Origin of the sequence: Streptomyces sp. HD (assembly GCF_028369295.1) — a bacterium.
Taxonomy (GTDB): Bacteria; Actinomycetota; Actinomycetes; order Streptomycetales; family Streptomycetaceae; genus Streptomyces.
In genome coordinates this window covers 39,996-63,186 of record NZ_JAQMYP010000018.1, presented here as the reverse complement: position 1 = coordinate 63,186, position 23,191 = coordinate 39,996, and the positions used below count along the sequence as shown (strand labels likewise).

At 71.6% G+C, this 23,191-nt stretch carries 15 protein-coding genes and 1 pseudogene; 11 read left to right on the top strand and 5 right to left on the bottom strand.

Annotated features, from left to right (window positions below):
* Positions 1-36: 36 nt before the first annotated feature.
* Complete coding sequence (locus POF73_RS19040; protein WP_272116840.1) at positions 37-996, bottom strand: LysR family transcriptional regulator; 960 nt, start codon at positions 994-996, stop codon at positions 37-39.
* 136 nt (positions 997-1,132) lie between these two features.
* On the opposite strand from POF73_RS19040, the gene POF73_RS19035 reads away from it, so the two are divergent.
* Positions 1,133-2,578, top strand: coding sequence for a glyceraldehyde-3-phosphate dehydrogenase (locus tag POF73_RS19035; protein ID WP_272116838.1), 1,446 nt, complete (start codon positions 1,133-1,135; stop codon positions 2,576-2,578).
* A 91-nt stretch (positions 2,579-2,669) separates the two neighbouring features.
* Here the strand turns inward: POF73_RS19035 and POF73_RS19030 are convergent, their stop codons facing one another.
* The 4 genes from POF73_RS19030 to POF73_RS19015 form a co-directional block, all read right to left on the bottom strand.
* Entirely contained in the window at positions 2,670-4,310 is a 1,641-nt protein-coding gene (locus POF73_RS19030; RefSeq protein WP_272116836.1) for a thiamine pyrophosphate-binding protein, read from the bottom strand.
* Complete coding sequence (locus tag POF73_RS19025) at positions 4,307-5,092, bottom strand: cyclase family protein (protein ID WP_272116833.1); 786 nt, start codon at positions 5,090-5,092, stop codon at positions 4,307-4,309. The genes POF73_RS19030 and POF73_RS19025 overlap by 4 nt, the downstream gene beginning before the upstream one ends.
* A gap of 58 nt (positions 5,093-5,150) precedes the next feature.
* The gene (locus tag POF73_RS19020) at positions 5,151-5,939 is read right to left on the bottom strand and encodes an aminoglycoside adenylyltransferase domain-containing protein (protein WP_272116831.1); all 789 of its coding nucleotides are present in this window, start codon (positions 5,937-5,939) and stop codon (positions 5,151-5,153) included.
* A 449-nt stretch (positions 5,940-6,388) separates the two neighbouring features.
* Entirely contained in the window at positions 6,389-9,763 is a 3,375-nt protein-coding gene (locus POF73_RS19015) for a pyruvate carboxylase (RefSeq protein ID WP_272116829.1), read from the bottom strand.
* A gap of 237 nt (positions 9,764-10,000) precedes the next feature.
* Between POF73_RS19015 and POF73_RS19010 the strand changes: the two genes are divergently transcribed.
* From POF73_RS19010 to meaB, 10 genes and pseudogenes are all read left to right on the top strand, one after another.
* A complete protein-coding gene (locus tag POF73_RS19010) occupies positions 10,001-12,094 on the top strand; it encodes a SpoIIE family protein phosphatase (protein WP_272116827.1) in 2,094 nt (697 codons plus the stop codon).
* Between the two features lie 170 nt (positions 12,095-12,264).
* A complete protein-coding gene (locus tag POF73_RS19005; protein WP_272116825.1) occupies positions 12,265-14,709 on the top strand; it encodes a SpoIIE family protein phosphatase in 2,445 nt (814 codons plus the stop codon).
* Between the two features lie 60 nt (positions 14,710-14,769).
* Positions 14,770-15,042: pseudogene (locus POF73_RS19000) on the top strand (cellulose binding domain-containing protein); the annotation flags it as partial.
* Positions 15,043-15,078: 36 nt separating this feature from the next.
* Positions 15,079-16,710: a cellulase family glycosylhydrolase gene (locus POF73_RS18995; protein WP_272116820.1), complete on the top strand. Its 1,632-nt coding sequence runs from the start codon at positions 15,079-15,081 to the stop codon at positions 16,708-16,710.
* A gap of 258 nt (positions 16,711-16,968) precedes the next feature.
* Complete coding sequence (locus tag POF73_RS18990) at positions 16,969-17,223, top strand: EF-hand domain-containing protein (RefSeq protein WP_272116818.1); 255 nt, start codon at positions 16,969-16,971, stop codon at positions 17,221-17,223.
* Positions 17,224-17,241: 18 nt separating this feature from the next.
* Positions 17,242-17,760 (top strand): alpha/beta fold hydrolase, encoded by a 519-nt coding sequence (locus tag POF73_RS18985; RefSeq protein WP_272116816.1) that lies wholly within the window; start codon positions 17,242-17,244, stop codon positions 17,758-17,760.
* Entirely contained in the window at positions 17,736-18,020 is a 285-nt protein-coding gene (locus POF73_RS18980) for a hypothetical protein (protein ID WP_272116814.1), read from the top strand. Before POF73_RS18985 ends, POF73_RS18980 begins: the two co-directional genes overlap by 25 nt.
* A 149-nt stretch (positions 18,021-18,169) precedes the next feature.
* Positions 18,170-19,978, top strand: a complete 1,809-nt coding sequence (locus POF73_RS18975) for a methylmalonyl-CoA mutase family protein (RefSeq protein ID WP_272116812.1) — start codon at positions 18,170-18,172, stop codon at positions 19,976-19,978.
* Positions 19,978-22,170, top strand: a complete 2,193-nt coding sequence (gene scpA / locus POF73_RS18970) for a methylmalonyl-CoA mutase (protein WP_272116810.1) — start codon at positions 19,978-19,980, stop codon at positions 22,168-22,170. Before POF73_RS18975 ends, scpA begins: the two co-directional genes overlap by 1 nt.
* Complete coding sequence (gene meaB, locus POF73_RS18965; protein ID WP_272116808.1) at positions 22,167-23,153, top strand: methylmalonyl Co-A mutase-associated GTPase MeaB; 987 nt, start codon at positions 22,167-22,169, stop codon at positions 23,151-23,153. The genes scpA and meaB overlap by 4 nt, the downstream gene beginning before the upstream one ends.
* The last annotated feature ends 38 nt before the right edge of the window (positions 23,154-23,191 follow it).

Sequence of the window (23,191 nt, the reverse complement as noted above, 5' to 3'; positions counted from 1 at the left end):
GAGCCATAACGCCCGACGGGCCGCCGATCGCACCGCCTACGCCTTCGACACACTCCAGGTGCGTGCCGCCCAGTCCCTCAAGTGCGGTGAATGCGCGGCCAGTTGACGGTAGGCGACAGTGGCGCACTGCAACAGCGCGTCGGCCGTCCGCTCGGTCACCGCGTCACGCCGCCAGGCCAGTACGTAACGGCACCACAGCGGCGTACCGGTCAGCGGTTTGACGACGATCTGCGGGATCGGCCGCGTGGTCGCCTGGACGACGGCCACGCCGAGACCGTCGGCGATCATCCCCTGCAACTGGAGCCGGTCGCCCAGGAATTCGTGCACCACCGACGGCGTGAAACCGGCAGTCGTGCAGGCCGCGTAGAAGACCCCGGGCCACCCGGCTCCGTCGTCCGGCGTCACGAACCACGCCTCCTCGGCCAGATCGGCGAGGGAGATCTGAGCGCGACGCGCGAGCGGGTGGCGGGCCGGCAGCGCGACGAAGTTCGGCTCGGTGACGATCCCGCGGTGGGCGATCGTGTCCGGGTGCGCCAGCTCCCTGCCGGGGTAGTCCGCGGCGATCGCGGCGTCCACCGCGCCACCCTCCAGGAGCTCCACGATGCGCGAGGAGGCGTACACGCTGCTCACGGAGAGCGAGACGTCCGGAAGCCGGGCGCGGACCCCCGAGACCATGCCGGCCAGCACCGGGGAGTTCGTCGCCGCCACCCGCAGGATCCGGCGCCCGGAGGTCGAGCCGAGTGCCGGGCGGCGGCCGATCATGGCGGCCCGGGCCAGCACGTCACGGGCCTGGCCGACCACCTCGGCGCCGTACGGCGTCGGCCGCACCCCGCTCGGTCCGCGCTCGAACAGCGGCTCACCGAAGTGCCCCTCGATGCGCCGGAGTTGGGTGCTCACGGCGGGCTGTGAGTACCCCAGGTCCGACGCGGCCCGGCCCACGCTGCCCGCGTCGGCGACCGCACACAGCACCCGCAGATGCCGCAGCTCCAGTTCCACGCGCCACTCCCCCTATCCGCATTTCGCGTGAATTACCGCAATGTCGGGCATCTCGCCCTACGCGAGACCCCCCTTTGAATGACGGTCGCACCCTGCGGTTAGCATATGAGCGCCTCCTAGCTCGAAAGATAGGCCTGTGACTGTCAACGACGACTCGTTCACCAACTGGAAGAACCGCGAGGAGATCGCGGAGTCGATGATCCCGATCATCGGGAAGCTGCACCGTGAGAGGGACGTCACCGTTCTCCTCCACAGCCGCTCCTTGGTGAACAAGTCGGTGGTCAGCATCCTGAAGACCCACCGGTTCGCCCGGCAGATCGGCGGCGAGGAGCTCTCGGTCACCGAGACGCTGCCGTTCCTGCAGGCCCTCGCCGCGCTCGACCTGGGCCCGTCCCAGATCGACCTCGGCATGCTGGCCGCGGCGTACAAGGCCGACGACCGCGGTCTGTCCGTGGAGGCGTTCACCGCCGAGGCCGTCGCCGGTGCCACCGGCGCCAACAAGATCGAGCGCGGCGAGGGACGCGACGTCGTCCTGTACGGCTTCGGCCGCATCGGCCGCCTCGTGGCCCGCCTGCTGATCGAGAAGTCCGGCTCCGGCAACGGTCTGCGGCTGCGCGCCATCGTCGTGCGCGGCGGCGGCGATCAGGACATCGTCAAGCGGGCCTCGCTGCTGCGCCGGGACTCCATCCACGGCCAGTTCCAGGGCACGATCACCGTCGACGAGACGAACAGCACGATCTTCGCCAACGGCAACGCGATCAAGGTCATCTACGCGAACGACCCGTCCGAGATCGACTACACGGCGTACGGCATCAAGAACGCCATCCTGATCGACAACACCGGCAAGTGGCGCGACCGCGAGGGCCTGTCCGAGCACCTGCGCCCCGGTATCGACAAGGTCGTGCTGACCGCGCCGGGCAAGGGCGACGTCCCGAACATCGTGCACGGCGTCAACCACGACACGATCAAGCCGGACGAGCAGATCCTGTCCTGCGCCTCCTGCACCACCAACGCCATAGTCCCGCCGCTGAAGGCGATGGAGGACGAGTTCGGCGTGGAGCGCGGCCATGTGGAGACCGTCCACTCCTTCACCAACGACCAGAACCTGCTGGACAACTACCACAAGTCCGAGCGCCGCGGCCGCAGCGCGCCGCTGAACATGGTCATCACCGAGACCGGTGCCGCCTCGGCCGTCGCCAAGGCGCTGCCCGACCTCAAGGCGAAGATCTCCGGCAGCTCGATCCGGGTCCCGGTGCCGGACGTCTCGATCGCGATCCTCAACCTCCAGCTGAAGCGCGAGACGAGCCGCGAGGAGGTCCTCGACTACCTGCGCGACGTGTCGCTGACCTCGCCGCTGCGCCGCCAGATCGACTTCATCACGGCGCCCGACGCGGTCTCCAGCGACTTCATCGGCTCGCGGCACGCCTCCATCGTGGACGCCGGCGCCCTGAAGGTCGACGGCGACAACGCGATCCTCTACCTCTGGTACGACAACGAGTTCGGCTACTCCTGCCAGGTCATCCGAGTCGTCCAGCACGTCTCCGGGGTGGAGTACCCGACCTTCCCCGCACCGGCCGTCTGATCCGGCGCGTCCGCCCCGTCTGCCGCCGCCGCGCTGTTGCGCGGGGGCGGCGGGCGGGTCGGTGTCGTGGTGGCGGTCGCCCGCCGGGCGGTCAGTGTCCGCGGAACGCCTCCTCCAGCCACCAGGACCCACGGTCCGCGACCACCTTGGCATCGATGAGCAGCGGCGCCGATCGCGGGCCGGCGACCCAGTCCACCACGGCCTTCAGGTCGGCCCGCGTCCGAACGGTCACCGCCTCGAAGCCATAACCCCGCCCCACGGCCGCGATGTCCGTCGGCGGGAAGCGGACGGTGTCCAGCGGATGCCCGTCGGGACCGAAGTGGTGCACCTCGGCACCGTAGGCCTCGTCGTCGTACACGACGACCACCATGGGCAGCCCGAGCCGTCGCACCGTGTCCAGCTCGGCGGCCCCCATCAGCGCGCCGCCGTCCCCGAGCACGGCCACCGGCAGCCGGTCCGGCCGGGCCAGCGCCGCCCCGATCGTGGTCGCCAGGCCGAGCCCGATCGACTGGAAGGCCTGCGTGAAGCAGAAGCCCTTCTCGTCGGGCACCGACAGATACGCGCTCGGGTAGCCCATGAAGTTCCCCGAGTCCACGCCGACCACCCGTTGCGCGGGCAGGATGTCGTCGAGCGCGATACTCAAGGTCCGCGGGTCGATCCGCTCACGGGTGCCGATGTCCTGGTACGGCACGTCCCGCAGACGCGCGCGTGCCGCGATGGCCGCGCCGTTCTCCGGGGTCCGGTAGCCCTGCCGCCGCTCACCGGCGGCCTCGGACACCCGGTGCGCGGTGAGCCGGACGTCGCCGGTGACACCGAGGTGGACCGGCCGGTGCGCGCCGAGCGCGGATGCCTCGTCGTCGACCTGTACGACGACGGCGTCGGCGCCGATGAGGCTGCCGTGCCGCATGGTCCACATGTTGAGGGCGCAGCCCCAGCCGACGATCAGGTCGGCGCCCTGGATCAGTTCGGAGGCCAGGGGTGAGGCGAAACCGCCGGAGATGTCCAGGGACCAGGGGTTGCCGTGGAAGAGCCCACGGGCGACGGCCGAGGTCGCCAGCAGCGCGCCGCAGCGCTCGGCGAGCGCCTCCAGGGCCTCCCGGCTGCCGGTGTCGCGTGCTCCGCGTCCGGCCACGAAGACCGGCCGCCGGGACTGCGCCAGGAGCGCGCCCAGAGCCGTCACCTCGACCGGGTCCGGCTCGACCGCGGCCCGCGCCTCGGGGGGCGCGGCCTGTGCCATTGCACCGTCGGGCACCTCAAGCGCCTGCACCGGCAGCGGGAGATTGAGCAGGACGGTACGCCGCTCCCGCACCGCCAGCCGTACCGCCGTGCAAGCCTGCTCGACCGCCTCATCGGCCGAGGTGACCCGCACCGTGACCGCGCCCACCGCACGGGCCAGCGTCTCTTGGTCGACGTAGAAGTTGGACCTGGGCTCGGTCACCTCGGCCGCGAGCACGACGAGTGGCGTACGGCTCTTCGCCGCCTCCGCGATCCCGGTCATCGCGTTCGTCAGACCGGGCCCCTGGTGCACGCTGACAGCGGCGACCTCGCCGCTGGTGCGGGCGTAGGCATCGGCCATGGTCGCCGCGCCGCCCTCGTGGCGTGCGGCGACGAACCGCGCGCCGGCCGCGACCATGGCGTTCGTGACGTGGAAGTTGCCCGATCCGACGACTCCGAAGACCTGGCCGATCCCGGCCGCGCACAGCGCCCGGCCGACCGCTTCCGCGACCTTCATCGGCGCTCCACCAGTGCGAGCACGCGCGCGGGAGCACCGGAGCCGGTGACGATGGGCAGCGGTCCCGCGATGACGACGGAGCCGGTCGGGGGCAGTGCGGCGAGGTTCTGCAGCTGGGTGAGCCCGTACTTGTCGCTGCCCATGAGGTAGGAGTGACAGGGATAGGCGGGGTCGAAGGAGTGGGCGCCCCCGGCGTCCGTGCCCACCGTCTCGACGCCGAGGCCGATGACCGGGGCCTCCTCGGCGACCCAGCGGGCGCACTCCGCCGACAGGCCGGGCGTGTGCGGGCCGTTCTCGTCGGCGTTGAGGAACGCCTCCTGGGAGTGCGAGCGGGCGTCCCAGCCGGTGCGCAGCAGCAGCCAGCCGCCCTCGGGCAGCGGGCCGTGCTCGGCCTCCCATGCCCGCACATGACCGATCTCGACCAGGAAGTCGGGGTTCTTGGCGACCTCGGCGGTGAAGTCCAGCACGGCCGCGGGGGCGATCAGCCGACCTGCCGGGACCGAGGCCACGTCGGTGAGGTCCTTGCCGGTGACCCAGTGGTTGGGGGCGTCGAAGTGGGTACCGGTGTGCTCGCCGCTGCGGAAGTTGTTCCAGTACCAGGCCGGTCCCCGGTCGTCGTACCGGCTGATCTCCTCCAGCTCGAAGACAGCCGTCTGCCCGAACTGGGACGGCAGTTGGATCACCGGTGTCGACGACGACAGGGGCGAGGTGAGGTCGACGACTTCGATCGAGCCGCCACGCAGAGCGGAGACCAGCGCGGCAAGGACGGACGGTTCGGGCATGGGCGCCTCCTCGATGGATGCTGCAACCGACAGCATCGCAGGCCGATGTGACGGCTGTTCAGAGGGATGCGGCCACGTGTTCGGCCACCCAGGCCAGGAAGGCCCGTACCTCGTCGACGGGCAGGGCGGTCGCGGCGGTGCGCGACGGGCGTTCGTAACTGCGCAGGGCTGCCTCCAGAAGTGGCCGGAAGCGTTCCTCGGACGCCGCGACCGACTGCGCCGCCCGGCGCTTGGCCGTCCAGTGGCCGGTGCGGCAGTACTGCACGGAGCGGCAGCCGTTGAGCACGCGGTTGTCGGCGAGATGCCCCTCGCCGGTGCTGTGCTCGCGGACCGAGGCGCGGATCGCGGTGAGCACATCGGCGCGGGCGGGTTCGGCGATCGTCTCCCGGGCCGGTCTGCCGTACAGCGCGCGCCCGGCCTGATGGGCGACGGAGCGGTCGATGACGTACCAGAAGGCCGGGGACTCGGCCGGGTCGAGGCTGACCCGTTCGGGCAGCAGCGGTCCGCTGTTGAGGTCCAGCAGGTATCCGGCTCCGTCGGCCGGCCGGGCCGCGAAGTCCTCGTCGTAGACCACCAGTTCCAGTCCGGCCGCGGGGCAGGGCAGCGCGGGATGGGCCAGCGCGGCGGCCAGGTCGGGCAACGCCCGCTCGGGAAGGGACGCGTCCACGACGACCGTCACGTCGGTGTCGCTGCGCCCGTGCCGGTAGTCGCCGAGCGCGACGGAGCCGACCGCGACGACGCTCACCAGGTGGGATCCGCAGACGGTACGGGTGCGACGGACGAGCTCGTCCAGGTAGGGGCGCAGCTCGGCGGGGACGGAGTGGGGGCCGGTGAGCGTCCGGGTCATGGGGTCAGTGTCGCGCAGGCCGGAAATCGACGAATGCCCGAGAACATTCGCGTCACGGGACGCCCCGTGGCTCGCGGCGCACCCGGATCACGCCAATATCGGCATACGGCTGCTCGGGGCGGAGGACAGTTCCGTCGTCGCTGCGGGATTCACTCCCCCTGTGATGCCGTGTGCATATGCACCCCGACAGCGCTTTCACATTCTCGCCACGCCGCCATCACATCGCGAACACATTCGGCCGATCGGTGCCCGAAACACTCCTCGCGGTGCAGACGGCGTGTGCGCCGCATGCCTAGCCTCCTGCCGATCCTCACCCCCTCAGGCGCGGGTGGATCGCGCCTGGCACCGGACCGGCGGGCCAGCCGGACGGCCCGCCGAAAGCCCCGCGCAGAAGCCTCCCTCTGCGCGGGGCTCGACGGCGTTCACCACCGTGTCTCCCAGGATGCGGCTCAGGCGAGTTCCACGAGCAGGTCCCCGCCCTCGACCTGCTGGATGCGGTTGATGGCCAGCCTGGCCACCCGGCCGGACTTCGCGGCGGTGATCGAGGCCTCCATCTTCATCGCCTCGATGGTGGCCACCGTGGCACCGGCCTCCACCTCGTCCCCCTCGGCGACCGTGAGGGTCACCACACCAGCGAACGGTGCCGCGACCTGGCCGGGGTTGGCCCGGTCGGCCTTCTCCGTCACCGGGACGTCCGAGGCGGCCGCACGGTCGCGGACCTGGATCGGCCGCAACTGGCCGTTCAGGGACGACATCACGGTGCGCATACCGCGCTCGTCCGCGTCGCCGATCGCCTGCAACTCGATCAGCAGCCGCACACCGCGTTCGAGGTCGACGGCGTACTCCTTGCCCGGACGCAGCCCGTAGAAGAAGTCCTTGCTGTCCAGCACGCTGGTGTCGCCGTAGGTGTCCCGGTGCGTGTCGAACTCGCGTGTCGGCGCCGGGAACAGCAGCCGGTTGAGCGTCGCCCGCCGGTCCTTGGCCAGCCCCTCACGGTCGTCGGCGGCGAGTTCCTGCACCGGCTTGGCCTCGGCGCGGCCCTGCAGCGCCTTGCTGCGGAACGGCTCGGGCCAGCCGCCGGGCGGGGTGCCCAGTTCGCCGCGCAGGAAGCCGATGACGGAGTCGGGGATGTCGAACCGGTCCGGCTCCCCCTCGAAGTCCTCCGGGGACACACCGGCGCCCACCAGGTGCAGTGCCAGGTCGCCGACCACCTTGGACGACGGGGTGACCTTCACCAGACGGCCCAGCATCCGGTCGGCGGCGGCGTACATCGCCTCGATCTCCTCGAAGCGGTCGCCCAGGCCCAGCGCGATCGCCTGGGTGCGCAGGTTGGAGAGCTGCCCGCCCGGGATCTCGTGGTGGTAGACGCGGCCGGTCGGCGAGGCCAGGCCCGCCTCGAAGGGGGCGTAGACCTTGCGGACGCTCTCCCAGTACGGCTCCAGGTCGCCGACGGCCTGGAGGTCGAGGCCGGTGGGCCGCTCGGAGTGGTCGGTCGCGGCCACGATCGCGGACAGCGACGGCTGTGAGGTGGTGCCCGCCATGGAGGCCACCGCCCCGTCCACCGCGTCCGCCCCGGCCTGGATGGCGGCCAGGTAGGTGGCGAGCTGGCCGCCCGCCGTGTCGTGGGTGTGGATGTGCACCGGCAGGTCGAACTCCCGGCGCAGCGCCGACACCAGCCTCGACGCGGCCGGTGCCCGCAGCAGACCGGCCATGTCCTTGACGGCCAGCACATGGGCGCCCGCGTCCACGATCTGCTCGGCGAGCCGCAGGTAGTAGTCCAGCGTGTACAGCCGCTCCGACGGATCCGACAGGTCGGAGGTGTAGCACAGGGCCACCTCCGCGACGGCCGTGCCGGTCTCCCGTACGGCCTCGATCGCGGGCCGCATCTGGTCGACGTCGTTCAGGGCGTCGAAGATGCGGAAGATGTCGATGCCGGTGGCGGCGGCCTCCTGCACGAAGGCGTCGGTCACCTCGGTGGGATACGGCGTGTAACCCACGGTGTTGCGGCCGCGCAGCAGCATCTGCAGGCAGATGTTCGGCGCGGCTTCCCGCAGGGCGGCCAGCCGCTCCCACGGGTCCTCGGCGAGGAAGCGCAGGGCGACGTCGTAGGTCGCGCCGCCCCAGCACTCCAGGGACAGCAGCTGGGGCAGGGTGCGGGCCACCACCGGGGCGACGGCGAGCATGTCCTTGGTGCGCACCCGGGTGGCGAGCAGCGACTGGTGGGCGTCGCGGAACGTGGTGTCGGTGACGCCGATGGTCGGGGAGGCACGCAGCCAGCCGGCGAAGCCCTCGGGACCGAGTTCGGCGAGCCGCTGCCGGGACCCGGCGGGGGGCTCGCCGACCGGCAGCGCGGGCACCTTGGTCAGCGGGTCGAGCAGGTCGGGCCGTTCACCGTGCGGCTTGTTGACGGTGACGTCGGCCAGGTAGGTGAGCAGCTTCGTGCCGCGGTCGGCGGAGTGGCGGGCGGTGAGCAGATGCGGGCGCTGCTCGATGAACGACGTGGTGACCCGGCCGGCCTGGAAGTCGGGGTCGTCGAGGACCGCCTGCAGGAAGGGGATGTTGGTGGCCACGCCGCGGATGCGGAACTCGGCCACGGCACGCCGGGCACGCCCGACCGCGGTGGTGAAGTCCCGGCCCCGGCAGGTCAGTTTCACCAGCATCGAGTCGAAGTGGGCGCTGATCTCCGTACCGGCGTGGGTGGTTCCGCCGTCGAGCCGGATGCCGGAGCCGCCCGGCGAGCGGTAGGCGCTGATGCGGCCGGTGTCCGGGCGGAAGCCGTTGGCCGGGTCCTCGGTGGTGATACGGCACTGGAGGGCGGCGCCGCGCAGGGTGACGGTCTCCTGGGCGAGGCCGAGGTCGGTCAGCGTCTCGCCGGCGGCGATGCGCAGCTGCGACTGCACCAGGTCGACGTCGGTGACCTCCTCGGTCACGGTGTGCTCGACCTGGATGCGCGGATTCATCTCGATGAAGACGTGGTTGCCTTCGCGGTCGAGGAGGAACTCGACGGTGCCGGCGTTGCGGTAGCCGATCTGCCGGGCGAAGCGCACCGCGTCGGCGCAGATCCGGTCGCGCAGCTCCGGGGCGAGGTTCGGCGCGGGCGCCAGCTCGATCACCTTCTGATGGCGGCGCTGCACCGAGCAGTCCCGCTCGAAGAGGTGGATGACGTTGCCCTGCCCGTCGGCGAGGATCTGCACCTCGATGTGGCGGGGCTCGACGACGGCCTTCTCCAGGAAGACGGTCGGGTCGCCGAACGCGGACGCCGCCTCACGGGACGCCGCCTCGATGGACTCCCGCAGCTGGGCGGGCTCCTCGACCCGGCGCATACCGCGCCCGCCACCGCCCGCGACGGCCTTGACGAACACCGGGAAACCGATGTCCTCGGCGGCACGGACGAGCTCGTCCACGTCGTTGGACGGCGCCGAGGATCCCAGCACCGGCACGCCGGCCTCCCGTGCGGCGGCCACCGCGCGGGCCTTGTTCCCGGTCAGCTCCAGGATCTCCGCGCTCGGTCCGACGAACGTGATGCCCGCCTCCTCGCAGGCGCGGGCCAGATCGGGGTTCTCGGACAGGAAGCCGTAACCCGGGTAGACGGCGTCCGCCCCCGCGCGGCGCGCCGCACGGACGATCTCCTCCACCGAGAGATACGCCCGCACCGGATGTCCCGGTTGACCGATCTCGTAGGCCTCGTCGGCCTTCAGCCGGTGCAGGGAGTTGCGGTCCTCGTGCGGGAAGACGGCGACGGTGCGCGCGCCCAGTTCGTAGCCTGCGCGGAACGCGCGAATCGCGATCTCACCGCGGTTGGCGACCAGCACCTTGCGGAACATTCTGGATCCCTTCAGCCTGCCGGTGACTGAGAGCCTGTGGACATACCCCCGTCGTCCGCCCGCAGGCGGGGGTTTGTTCACAGGCTCTGCAGCACCCATGGTGTCGGCGACACTCGGGTCACGCCATGTGAGCCCGGCCACTTATCGATGATCGATCACACGCTCGTTCGGGGCCGGCCGGGCCTAGGCTGTCCTTGAGCCTCCTGTGGTCAAGGGTCATGTGAGCGAGGTGCCCTGATGACCAGCGCGAGTCACCGCGGTGCACGTGCCCACGACGCGATCGGCGAAACGCCGGACCGGCGTGGGCCCGCGGTCGGGCCTGCGGGCGTGGCGGGACATGCGGGGGTGTTCCAGGACCTGCTCCCGCTGGCGCTCTGGGTCGTCGACGCCGACGGGCGCCTGGTCCAGTGGTCGCTGGCCGCGCAGGACCTCCTGGGTCACACGCCGGAGCAGGTCGTGGGTCAGGACGCCAGTCGCGTACTCGTACCCGAGGAGAACCTGGGGCTGGCCGACCGTCTGGCACGGACGGTGCGGACGGGGGCGGCGGTGGTCGCACGGCTACCGGTCCGGCATCGCGACGGGACCGTGGTCGAGATGGAGATGTGGCACTGCCCCATCGCGGATGTGCAGGGGCGTACAGGCGTACTGGCCATCGCGGCGGAGACGTCCGCCGTGGAGCGGATGCGGGATGCGCTGGCCGCGCTGGAGGGACTCTTCACCCAGTCGCCGATCGGCCTTGCCATGCTCGGCCCCGACCTGCGCTTCCTTCGGGTCAACGAGGCGCTGGCCCGGATGGACGGCGTGCCGGTGGCGGAGCACGTCGGCAGAAGCGTGACCGAGGTCGCCCCCGGCGCCGGTGCTCTGGAGTCGGTGATGCGGCAGGTCCTCGACCAGGGCGAGGCAGTGGTGGACTTCCGCCACACCTCCGCAACGACGGACCCGGAACGGCAGCGGACGTGGTCCTGCTCCTACGCCCCCTTGCTCGGCGGGGCCGACCAACGGGTGGGCGTGATCGCTTCGCTGATCGACATCACGGAGGGGCAGCGCGCCCATCTGGAGGCGGAGCGGGCACGGCGGCGGCTCGCACTGCTGGCGGAGGCGGGGACGCAGATGGGCTCCACGCTGGATCTGACGCAGACCGCGCAGGAGGTGGTCCGCGTACTGGTGCCCCGGCTGGCCGACTCCGCCGACGTCCAGTTGCTGGAGGAGACCATGGCCCCGGACGAGACCGCCGCGTCCGCCCACGGCGTGGCCCGCCGGGCCGCGGCGGCCTTCACCGATCCGGCCGCGCCCGCCGACCACCTCACGGTCGGCATGACCATGCAGGTGCCGCCCGGCTCGGTGTACGAACAGGTCATCAGCGCCGGGCGTCCCATGAACCTCTACCTGAGCGACATCGGTCCGCTGATCCCCGGCCCCGACGCCGAACAACTGCGCGAGTATCTGTACGCCCACGTGGGCGCCGCGCGTCTGGTCCCGCTGGTGGCCCGGGGCACCGTGCTCGGCGCGGTGGTGGTCACCCGCACCCGCGGCCGCGAACCGTTCGACGACCAGGACACCCTGCTGATCGACGAGCTGGTCGCGCGCGCGGCGCTGAACATCGACAACGCGCGCATGTACGGCCGGGAACGGGACGCGGCGCTCACCCTCCAGCGCAGTCTGATGAACCCCTCCCTGCCCAGCGTCCACGGACTGGAACTCACCGGGCGCTATCTGCCGGCCGGTGATCACGAGGTCGGCTGCGACTGGTTCGACGCGATCGCCCTCCCGGGCGGCCGGACCGGACTGGTGATCGGGGACGTGATGGGGCACGGCATCCACGCCGCGGCGGTCATGGGACAGCTGCGCACCGCCGTACGGACCCTGGCACGCCGGGACACCCCGCCCGACCAGCTGCTGCGCTACCTGGACGCCGCCGTGGCGGACCTGGGCGACAACGAGATGGCCACCTGCCTCTACGCGGTTCACTATCCGGTCACCGGCGACTGCCTGATCGCCAGAGCCGGCCACCCGCCTCCCGTGATCGCCGACGAACGGGGAAACGTCGCCTTCCTGGACGGACCCGCGGGCCCGCCCCTGGGCGTGGGCAGGCAGGACTGCGAACTGCAGCAGACGGTCCTGGCCCCCCACAGTCTCCTGGTCGTCTACACCGATGGTCTGATCGAGACCCGCGGCACCGACCTGGACGACGGAATGCGCCGTCTGGCACAGGCGCTACGGCACCCCGGGCGCCCGCTGGAGAAGGTCTGCGACGACCTGCTGGCCCACGTCATGCCCGAAGTGGCGGACGACGACGTGGCCGTACTCCTGGCACGGGCGTTGCCCCGCTGACCTCGGCCGATGTCCCCTCGAAGGCGTGACCCGCGGGCACGACGACAAGGCACACGGTGGCCGTTCCACCGATACTGGTGGTGAGCCGCCGAACGGTCGGGCACTCGGAACGGCAGCCATGCTCCGGGCGCCCCACCAGGGCCCCGCGAACGGTGCGAGATGGGTGGGCGATGCAGGACACATCCCCGACGACGCTCAGCGAGAGCCCGGAGGATCCGTTCTCGATCCACCAGTCGGCGTCCGCCGTGCTGGACGGCCGCGGACGGGTCGTCGCCTGGAGCGAACAGGCCACGATGCTCCTCGGGTACCCGGCCGAGGCGGTGCTGGGACGGCCTGTGCGCGAGGTTCTGGTCGAGTACGGGGACGAGGCCCTGGTGGCCGAGGCGACCGTCACGTGCCTGCGGGAGGGCGGCTGGTTCGGGCTGCTGCCGGTCCGGCACCACGCGGGTCACCGCGTGTACGTGGGGTTCAGGGCCCGCAAGGTGCAACGGCTGGACTCCGCCGTCGAGTGGCTCCTCATCGGCTCGCTCGCCGAGGACATCGTTCAGTGGGACATCGACCGGGCCGTACTGGACGGCTTCTTCCGCCGCTCCCCGGTGGGTGTCACGGTGCTCGGTCCGGACCTGCGCATCCTGCGGGTGAACCGGGCGATAGCGCGGTTCGGCGGACTGCCGTCGGAGGCCTACCGCGGGCTTCGCACCGCCGACTTCCTGCTCGGCCCCGACTCGGAACTGATCGAGGAACGGCTCCGGGGGGTTCTGGAGTCGGGCCGGCCCTTGATCTTCGCCGAGCAGCGCTGCCGACTGCTGCGGGACCCTCAGAGCGAACTGATCGTCTCCGTATCCGCCTTCCGGATGGAGGACCCCTCCGGCAGGGTGCTGGGCATCACCGAGATCGTCGAGGACGTCACCGACCGTCATCGCGCCCGGCGGCGACTGGCGCTGCTCAACGAGGCGGGCACCAGGATCGGCAGCACCCTCGACGTGGCCAGGACGGCGCGTGAGCTGGCCGAGGTGGCGGTGCCGGCGCTCGCCGACGCCGTCTCGGTGGATCTGCTGGAACCCGTGCCCCGTGGGGAGGAGCCGGCGCCCGACGCCAGGGGCCCGCTGCGCAGGATGGCGGTGCGCAGCATCCGGTCCGACACGCTGGAGGTGATGTATCCCGAGGGCCGTCTGTTCTCCTTCCCCGAGGACACCGCGCCGACCCGCTGCCTGGCCGAGCGGCGCCCGGTCCTGGATCCCCTCGTGGAGGGCAACCGCGGATGGTTCTCGGCCGAGCCGGAGCGGACCGAGAGGGCGCTCGCGCTGGGCGTCCACTCGCTGATGGTGGTGCCGCTGGCCGCGCGGGGTGTGGTCCTCGGCCTGGTCTGCCTGTGGCGCTCGCAGCGGCCGGAGCCGTTCGAGGAGGACGACCTCACCCTTGCGGGGGAGTTCGCGGCGAAGGCCGCGGTCAGCATCGACAACGCCCGCCGCTACACCCAGCAGCGCCACGCCGCCGAGGCCCTGCAACGCAGTCTGCTGCCGAGCGAGGTGCCCGAGCACCCGGCGGTCGAGACGGCCCACCGCTATCTGCCCGCGCAGGCATCCAGCGGTGTCGGCGGTGACTGGTTCGACGTGATCCCGCTCTCCGGGCTGCGAGTCGCGCTGGTCGTCGGGGACGTGGTCGGCCACGGCATGCACGCCTCGGCCACCATGGGGCGCCTGCGCGCCGCCGTACGCACCCTGGCGCACCTCGACCTGGCCCCGGACGAGGTTCTCGCCCGGCTCGACGACCTGGTGGACCAGCTGGCCACCGAACAGCGGCAAACCGATGCCGGCACTCCCCCGATCGTGGGCGCGACCTGCCTGTACGCGATCTACGATCCGGTCTCCCGGCACTGCACCCTGGCCCGTGCGGGACACCCGCCACCGACCGTGCTGGATCCGGACGGCCGGGTGCGCCCGATCGACCTCCCCGCAGGGCCGCCGCTCGGCCTGGGCGGGCTGCCGTTCGAGTCGGCCGAGTTCGAACTGGACGAGGGCAGCCTGCTCGCCCTCTACAGCGACGGACTCCTCCTGGCCGGCGACCGCGACATCGACCAGGGACTGACCCTGCTGCGCACCGCACTGGCCGCTCCGGCCCATTCGCTGGAGCACATCTGCAAGGCGGTGGAGGACGCGATGCTCCCCGACCGCCCCGCCGACGACGTCGCGCTCCTGCTGGGCCGGACCCGGGTGCTCGGGGCGGAAAGGGTGGCCAGCTGGGAGCTGCCTGCCGAGGTCACCGCCGCCGGGCGGGCCCGGACCCTGGTGCGGGACCGGCTCGCCGAGTGGGGGCTGGAGGAGCTGGCCTTCACCACCGAACTGATCGTGAGCGAGCTGGTCACCAACGCCTACCGGTACGCCGGCGGCCCGGTACTGCTGCGACTGATCCGGGACGGCCACCTCATCTGCGAGATCTCCGACACCAGCAGCACCTCCCCCCACCTGCGCCAGGCCAGCAGCACCGACGAGGGCGGGCGCGGCCTGTTCCTGGTGGCCCAGCTCTCCGAGCGGTGGGGCACGCGCTACGGCCGGAACCGAAAGACGATCTGGGCCGAGCAACCGCTGCCACCGCCGCACACGCCGACATCTTGACGCGTCACTGACAACAGTGGCTTGATGTTCCCATGGGAGCGCTCCCACCCCTCTGCGCGCGAAGCGCGCTGTCGGATGACCAACGCGTCCGCCTCCCTCCTCCCGGGCTGGACGGCGACGCTCGTGCCGGCCGACGGCGCCCGCCTCACCCAGGTCTGGAACGGCACGCTCAGTACGGGCGCCGACGGGACGGCGACCGTCGTCAACGCGTCGTGGAACGGCACGTTGGCACCCGGTACGAGCGCGAGTTTCGGCCTCATCGCCAGTACCCCGGCAACGGCCGGCGCTCCGTCGGCGACTGTCACCTGCACGGCGCGCGCCGCGTCATCCTGACGCACCGTCACCCCCATCCCAACCTTCGGAGCCGCCATGAGATCCCGCACCGGCATCGCCCCACGAGTGGCCGCCGTCATAGCCGCAGTCCTGGCCCTGCTCGCCCCCTTGCTCTCCTTCGCCACGCCCGCACAGGCGGCCGCCACCGGCTTCCACATCCAGAACGGCAGGCTGCTGGAGGCGTCCGGGAACGACTTCGTGATGCGGGGCGTCAACCACGCCCACACCTGGTACCCGGGCGAGACGCAGTCGCTGGCCGACGTCAAGAAGCTGGGTGCCAACACCGTCCGCGTCGTCCTCTCCGACGGCCACCGCTGGACCAGGAACAGCGCCGAGGACGTGGCGGCCGTCATCGCCCAGTGCAAGGCCAACCGGCTCATCTGTGTGCTGGAGGTGCACGACACCACCGGCTACGGGGAGGAGGCCGCGGCCGGGACCCTCGACCACGCGGCCGACTACTGGATCGGCCTGAAGGACGTGCTAGCCGGCCAGGAGAGCTACGTCATCATCAACATCGGCAACGAGCCCTGGGGCAACACCAACCCCGCCGGCTGGACCGAGCCCACGATCGCGGCCGTCAAGAAACTGCGGGGCGCCGGATTCGCCCACACGATCATGGTGGACGCGCCCAACTGGGGCCAGGACTGGCAAGGCGTCATGCGCGCCAACGCCCAGTCCGTCCATGACGCCGACACCACCGGCAACCTGATCTTCTCGATCCACATGTACAGCGTCTACGACACCGCACAGGAGATCACGGACTATCTGAACGCCTTCGTCAACGCCGGACTGCCCATCCTCATCGGCGAGTTCGGAGGCCCGCCCGACCGGTACGGCGACCCGGACGAGGACACCATGATGGCCGCCGCCCAGCAGCTGCGGCTCGGTTACCTGGCCTGGTCCTGGAGCGGCAACACCGACCCGATCCTCGACCTCGCGACCGACTTCGACCCCACCCGGCTCAGCTCCTGGGGCCAGCGGATCTTCAACGGCGCGAACGGCATCGCCGCGACGTCCGAGGAGGCCGCCGTCTACTCCGCCGGCGGCAGTGACACCACTCCCCCGACCACCCCCGGAACGCCGACCGCATCCGCCGTGACGTCCTCGTCCGCCACCCTGAACTGGGCCGCCGCCACCGACGCGACCGGGGTCACGGGCTACGACGTCGTCCGTGTCAGCGGTGCCTCCGAGACGGCCGCCACCACGACGACCGGCACCTCCGCCACGGTCACCGGCCTCGCCCCGGAGACCTCCTACTCCTTCGCCGTCTACGCCCGTGACGCCGCCGGCAACCGCTCGCCGCGCTCCGGCACGGTGACCGTCACGACGTCCTCCGGCGGCTCGTCCGCGGCATGCGGGGCCGGCTACCGGGTGACCAACGAGTGGCCCGGCGGCTTCCAGGGCGAGATCGTCCTCCGCAACACCGGCAGCTCGGCGATCAACGGCTGGACGCTGCGCTGGACCTTCCCCGACAGCCAGCGCGTCAGCAACCTGTGGGGCGGCACCGCGACGCAAAGCGGTGCCGCGGTGAGCGTCGCCTCCGTGTCGTACACGGCGACGATCGCCCCGGCGGGTTCGGTCACCCTGGGCTTCACGGCCACGAAGGGCGGCACGAACCCGAGCCCGACGGCCTTCATGCTCAACGGCTCAGCCTGTTCCCTGACTTGAGCCGCCCCGCCGCTGCGCTGAACCTCCTTGGCTCCCTGCCGTCCGGGGCGTCCGGGAGGCGCAGGCTGCCCCGTCGTCCGTTCTCGCCGGTCGGGCTGCCGGTGGGGGTGCGCACGGCGGCAGCGGGGGCGCCGTGTCCGAGGTGGTGACCGTTCGGATCCGACGTGGCCGTCGGGGAACCCGAGGGGGCGAAAAGGCGTTCTTGTGAGGTAACGGGGTGGCAGGGGACCGCCTGCCGACAGGAACGAGGAAGACACTATGAGTGACAAGGCCCGGAAGCTGTTCGAGGCGCTCGACCTCGACCACAACGGGACCCTGACCCGCATAGAGGTGATCACCGCTCTGCGGACGAAGGGCCCGTCTCTGGCCGCGTCGGGAGATCTGCCGGTCTGGGCCGTGGGAGACGAAGACGCCTCCTCGGCACTGTTCGACGCCGCCGACCAGAACGGGGACGATGTGCTGACCCTGGAGGAGTTCGCGGCGGTGGTGGACCGTCGGTTCGGCTGGTCCTGAGACCGGAGCGGTCGCGGGATGCACCGCGCCCGTCTGTTCCCCACGAGCCTCGGCCCGGCCGACGCCCCGGTCCTGCTGCTGGTGCACGGCTGGGGCGGGGACGGCCGGGAGTGGTCCCCGCACGCGGAGGCGCTCGCCGGCCGGTTCCGGGTCGTCGTGCCCGATCTGCGGGGCCACGGTCGCTCGGAGGTGCCGACGACGGGCAACGCTCCCGTGGAGATGGCCGACGACCTCGCCGCGCTGCTGGGCTCGCTCCGCACCGGCCCCGTGATCGCCGTGGGGCACTCGATGGGCGGGCAGGTCGTCAATCCGCTCGCGGTGCGGCACGCGCAGGCCGTGCGGTCCGTGATCGCCCTCGATCCGGCCCAGGGGGCCACGGGACCGAAGTCGAGGGAATCCCGGCCCGGTTGGCGCGGTACCGCAGACATGGGTCCCGCGACGCTGCCGAGTTCGTGGCCGGCGCCTTCGGGCCGGGCGCGCCGACCGGTCTGCGTACGGCACATGTCCGCACCATGCTCGGCACCCCGGACCATGTGATCGCCCAGGCCTACGCCGGCATGTACACCGCCCCCGGCGCGGTCGGCGTCCGCCCGCACAGCGAAGCGTATCTGCGCCGCCGCACCCGGCCCGCGCTCACCGTGTGGACCTCGGCGGAGGCGGCCGCCTGGGAGCGGAGCACGCTTCACCTGCCCGGGTCCCGAGTGGACCACTGGCCCGGCATCGGTCACTACCTGCACGAAGAGCAGGTGGAGCGCACGATCCGGCTCATCGCGGAGTATGCGCGAGCACAGGCGTGACACGCCCGCCGACACTCGCACGCTGCCGTAAAAGCCTGGCTTGTCTGGGCTTCACCAGCACGAAGAGGCTGAGCTCACAGCCACGGAGAGGGCAAGGTCACAGCCGTGCCCTCTGCTGCTCCTTCGGGCCTCTGGCCTAGCATCCGAACATGACGGTCCTGCCTGACGACGGGCTTGAGCTGGCCGCCGAGTTCCCTGACGTGTCCCACGAGCAGTGGCAGCGCCTCGTTGCGGGTGTGCTGCGCAAGTCGGGCAAGGACGTCGAGGGTGCTCAGGCCGAAGAAGCCCTGTCCACCGCGCTGGAGGACGGGCTGCGCACCCGGCCTCTGTACACCGCGCACGACACCGCGCCCACCCCCGGCCTGCCCGGATTCGCGCCCTTTGTACGGGGCAGCCGCGCCGAGGGAAACACGGTGGGCGGCTGGGACGTACGCCAGCGGCACACGACGGCCGACGGCGCCGCGATCCTCACGGACCTGGAGAACGGCGTCACGTCGCTGTGGCTGGCCGTCGGTGAGGGCGGCATCCCGGTGGCGTCGCTCGGCGGGGCCCTGGACGGTGTCTACCTCGATCTGGCCCCCGTCGTGCTCGACGCCGGACGGGATGTCGAGCCTGCCGCGCGTGAGCTGCTGCGGCTGTACGAGGAGCGGGGCGTCGCCAAGGACGTGGCGCGCGGCAACCTGGGCGCCGATCCGCTCGGCCACGAGGCCCGTACCGGGCAGTCGTACGACTTCGCGCAGGTGGCCGGTCTCGCGCGGCTGTGCGCCGAGGAGTACCCGGGGCTGCGGGCGCTGACCGTGGACGCGCTGCCGTACCACGAGGCCGGTGGCTCGGCCGCGCAGGAGCTGGGCTGCTCACTGGCGACCGGTGTCGCGTATCTGCGGGAGCTCACCGAGGCCGGGCTCAGTGTCGAAGAGGCTTGCGGGCAGCTGGAGTTCCGGTACTCCGCGACCGCCGACCAGTTCCTGACGATCGCCAAGCTGCGGGCCGCGCGCAGGCTTTGGGCGCGGGTGGCGGAGGTCTGCGGGGCCCCGGCGGCGGGGGCGCAGGTCCAGCACGCCGTGACCTCGCCGGTGATGATGACCCGCCGCGACCCGTGGGTGAACATGCTGCGCGCGACGATCGCCACGCTGGCGGCCGGGGCGGGCGGCGCCGACTCCGTCACCGTGCTGCCCTTCGACCACGCCCTCGGTCTGCCGGACGCGTTCGCCCGGCGTATCTCCCGCAACACCTCGACGATCCTCATCGAGGAGTCGCATCTGGCCCGGGTCATCGACCCCGCGGGCGGCTCCTGGTACGTGGAGCGGCTCACCGACGAACTCGCCCAGGCCGGCTGGGAGTTCTTCCAGCGCATCGAGCGCGGCGGCGGCCTGGCCGACGTCCTTCGCTCGGGACAGCTCGGGCAGGACCTCGCCGACACCTGGCAGGCCCGCAGCGCCAAGCTCGCCAAGCGGCGCGAACCCGTCACCGGTGTCAGCGAGTTCCCGCACCTGGCCGAGAAGCCGGTGGAGCGCCGTCCCGCGCCCGAGACCCCGTCCGGCGGGCTGCCCCGGGTGCGCCGCGACGAGGCGTACGAGGAGTTGCGCGCCCGATCCGACGCCCACCTGGCGGCGACCGGCTCCCGCCCGCGCATCTTCCTGGCGGCCCTGGGCCCGGCGGCGGCACACACCGCGCGCCTCACCTTCGCCTCGAACCTCTTCCAGGCGGGCGGCATCGAGCCCGTCACCGAGGGCACCTTCGAGGACAGCGGAGCCACGGAGGTCTGTCTGTGCTCCAGTGACGCCCTGTACGAGGAGCAGGCGGCGACCGTGGCCGCCGAGCTGAAGGCCGCCGGCGCCTCGCACGTGTCCCTGGCGGGCCGTCCCGGGCAGTATCCCGGTGTCGACGCGTACGTGTTCGCGGGCTGTGACGCCGTCGCCGTCCTGTCCGCCACCCTTGACCGCATGGGAGTGTCCTGATGACCGCCCCCCTTGGCCCCTCCGTCCCCGACTTCTCCGGGATCGAGCTGGGGACGCCCGCTGCCGACGGCGGCGCCGACGAGTGGCGTTCGGCCGTCAAGCGGGCGGCCGGCGGGGACGACCTGCTGTGGGAGACCCCGGAGGGCATCCCGGTCAAGCCGCTGTACACCGGGCAGGACCTGGAGGGCCTGGACTTCCTGGGCACCTACCCGGGCGCCACCCCGTATCTGCGCGGCCCGTACCCCACGATGTACGTCAACCAGCCGTGGACGATCCGTCAGTACGCCGGTTTCTCCACGGCCGAGGAGTCCAACGCCTTCTACCGGCGCAACCTCGCCGCCGGTCAGAAGGGCCTGTCGGTCGCCTTCGACCTGCCCACGCACCGCGGCTACGACAGCGACCACCCGCGGGTGACCGGTGACGTCGGCATGGCGGGCGTGGCGATCGACTCGATCTACGACATGCGGCAGCTCTTCGACGGCATCCCGCTGGACAAGATGACCGTGTCGATGACGATGAACGGCGCCGTGCTGCCGGTGCTCGCGCTCTACATCGTGGCGGCGGAGGAACAGGGCGTGCCGCCCGAGAAGTTGGCCGGGACCATCCAGAACGACATCCTCAAAGAGTTCATGGTCCGCAACACCTACATCTATCCGCCGAAGCCGTCGATGCGGATCATCTCCGACATCTTCGCCTTCACCTCGCAGCGGATGCCCCGCTACAACTCCATCTCCATCTCGGGCTACCACATCCAGGAGGCGGGCGCGACGGCCGACCTGGAGCTGGCGTACACGCTCGCGGACGGGGTGGAGTACATCCGGGCGGGCCGTGAGGCGGGCCTGGACGTGGACGCGTTCGCGCCCCGGCTGTCGTTCTTCTGGGCGATCGGCATGAACTTCTTCATGGAGGTCGCCAAGCTGCGGGCGGCGCGACTGCTGTGGGCCAAGCTGGTCAAGCAGTTCGACCCGAAGAACACCAAGTCGCTTTCCCTGCGCACCCATTCGCAGACGTCGGGCTGGTCGCTGACGGCGCAGGACGTGTTCAACAACGTCACGCGCACCTGCGTCGAGGCGATGGCTGCGACGCAGGGCCACACCCAGTCGCTGCACACCAACGCCCTCGACGAGGCGCTCGCGCTGCCCACCGACTTCTCCGCGCGCATCGCCCGCAACACCCAGCTGCTGATCCAGCAGGAATCCGGCACCACCCGGGTCATCGACCCGTGGGGCGGCAGCGCCTACGTCGAGAAGCTGACCTACGACCTGGCGCGCCGGGCCTGGCAGCACATCCAGGAGGTCGAGGCGGCGGGCGGCATGGCCAAGGCGATCGACGCCGGCATTCCCAAGCTGCGCATCGAGGAGGCCGCGGCCCGCACCCAGGCCCGCATCGACTCCGGGCGGCAGCCGGTCATCGGCGTGAACAAGTACCGGGTGGAGAACGACGAGGCGATCGAGGTCCTCAAGGTCGACAACTCCTCCGTGCGCGCCCAGCAGATCGAGAAGCTGCGGCGGCTGCGGGCGGAGCGGGACGAGACCGCCTGCCAGGACGCGCTGGACGCGCTGACCCGGGCCGCCGGCGGCGAGGGCAACCTGCTGGAGCTGGCGGTGAACGCGGCCCGCGCCAAGGCGACCGTCGGCGAGATCTCCGACGCACTGGAGAAGGTGTACGGCCGGCACGCCAGCCAGATCCGTACGATCTCCGGCGTGTACCGCAACGAAGCAGGCGAGTCCCCGACCGTGGACCGCACCCGTGCCCTGGTGGACGCCTTCGACGAGGCCGAGGGCCGACGCCCGCGCATCCTGGTCGCCAAGATGGGCCAGGACGGCCACGACCGCGGCCAGAAGGTGATCGCCACCGCGTTCGCCGACCTCGGCTTCGACGTCGACGTCGGCCCGCTGTTCCAGACCCCGGCCGAGGTGGCCCGCCAGGCCGTCGAGGCGGACGTGCACATCGTCGGGGTGTCGTCGCTGGCCGCCGGTCACCTCACCCTCGTACCGGCGCTCAAGGAGGCGCTGGCCGAGGAGGGCCGCGAGGACATCATGATCGTGGTCGGCGGGGTGATCCCGCCGCAGGACGTGCCCACGCTCCTCGACATGGGCGCGGCGGCCGTCTTCCCGCCCGGGACGGTGATCCCGGACGCGGCGTACGACCTGGTGCAGCGGCTGGCGGCCGACCTCGGGCACGACCTGTGATCGATGTCGACGCGTATGTGAAGGGGGTACTCGACGGGAAGCGGGCGATCATCGCGCGCGCCATCACCCTCGTCGAGTCCACCCGCCCCCAACACCGGCCGCTGGCACAGGAGTTGCTCACCGAGCTGCTCCCGCACAGCGGCCGGGCCCGGCGGATCGGCGTCAGCGGGGTGCCGGGGGTGGGCAAGTCGACGTTCATCGACGCGTTCGGCTCGATGCTGACCGGGCTCGGGCACCGGGTGGCCGTCCTCGCCGTCGACCCCTCCTCCAGCCGTACCGGCGGTTCGATCCTGGGCGACAAGACGCGTATGGAGCGCCTGGCCGTCGACCCGGCGGCGTTCGTGCGCCCCTCCCCCACCGCGGGCACGCTGGGCGGGGTCGCCAAGGCGACCCGTGAGTCGATCGTGGTGATGGAGGCGGCGGGCTACGACGTGATCCTGGTGGAGACGGTCGGCGTCGGCCAGTCCGAGACCGCGGTCGCGAACATGGTCGACTCCTTCCTGCTGCTCACCCTCGCCCGCACCGGCGACCAGTTGCAGGGCATCAAGAAGGGTGTCCTGGAACTGGCCGACGTGATCACCGTCAACAAGGCGGACGGCCCCCACGAGCGCGACGCCCGGGCGGCGGCACGGGAGTTGGCGGGCGCGCTGCGGCTGATGCACGGCAAGGACGCCGCCTGGACACCTCCGGTGCTGAGCTGCAGCGCCCGCGAGTCGAGCGGTCTGGACGTCGTCTGGGAGCGCCTCGAACAGCACCGCACCCTGCTGGACTCGACCGGCCGCCTCGCCGCCAAACGCCGCGACCAGCAGGTCGACTGGACCTGGAACATGGTCCGCGACGAACTCCTCGGCCGCCTCCACGCCGACCCCGCGGTACGGGCCCTGACACCGCTCCTCGAACAGCAGGTCAGGGACGGCACGTTGACACCGACGCTGGCGGCCGAGCGCATTCTGGGGGCGTTGGGGAGTGCCGAGCTCTCCTGAGCCCCGCGGATGCCCCCCACCTGAGGTGTGATCGGGGA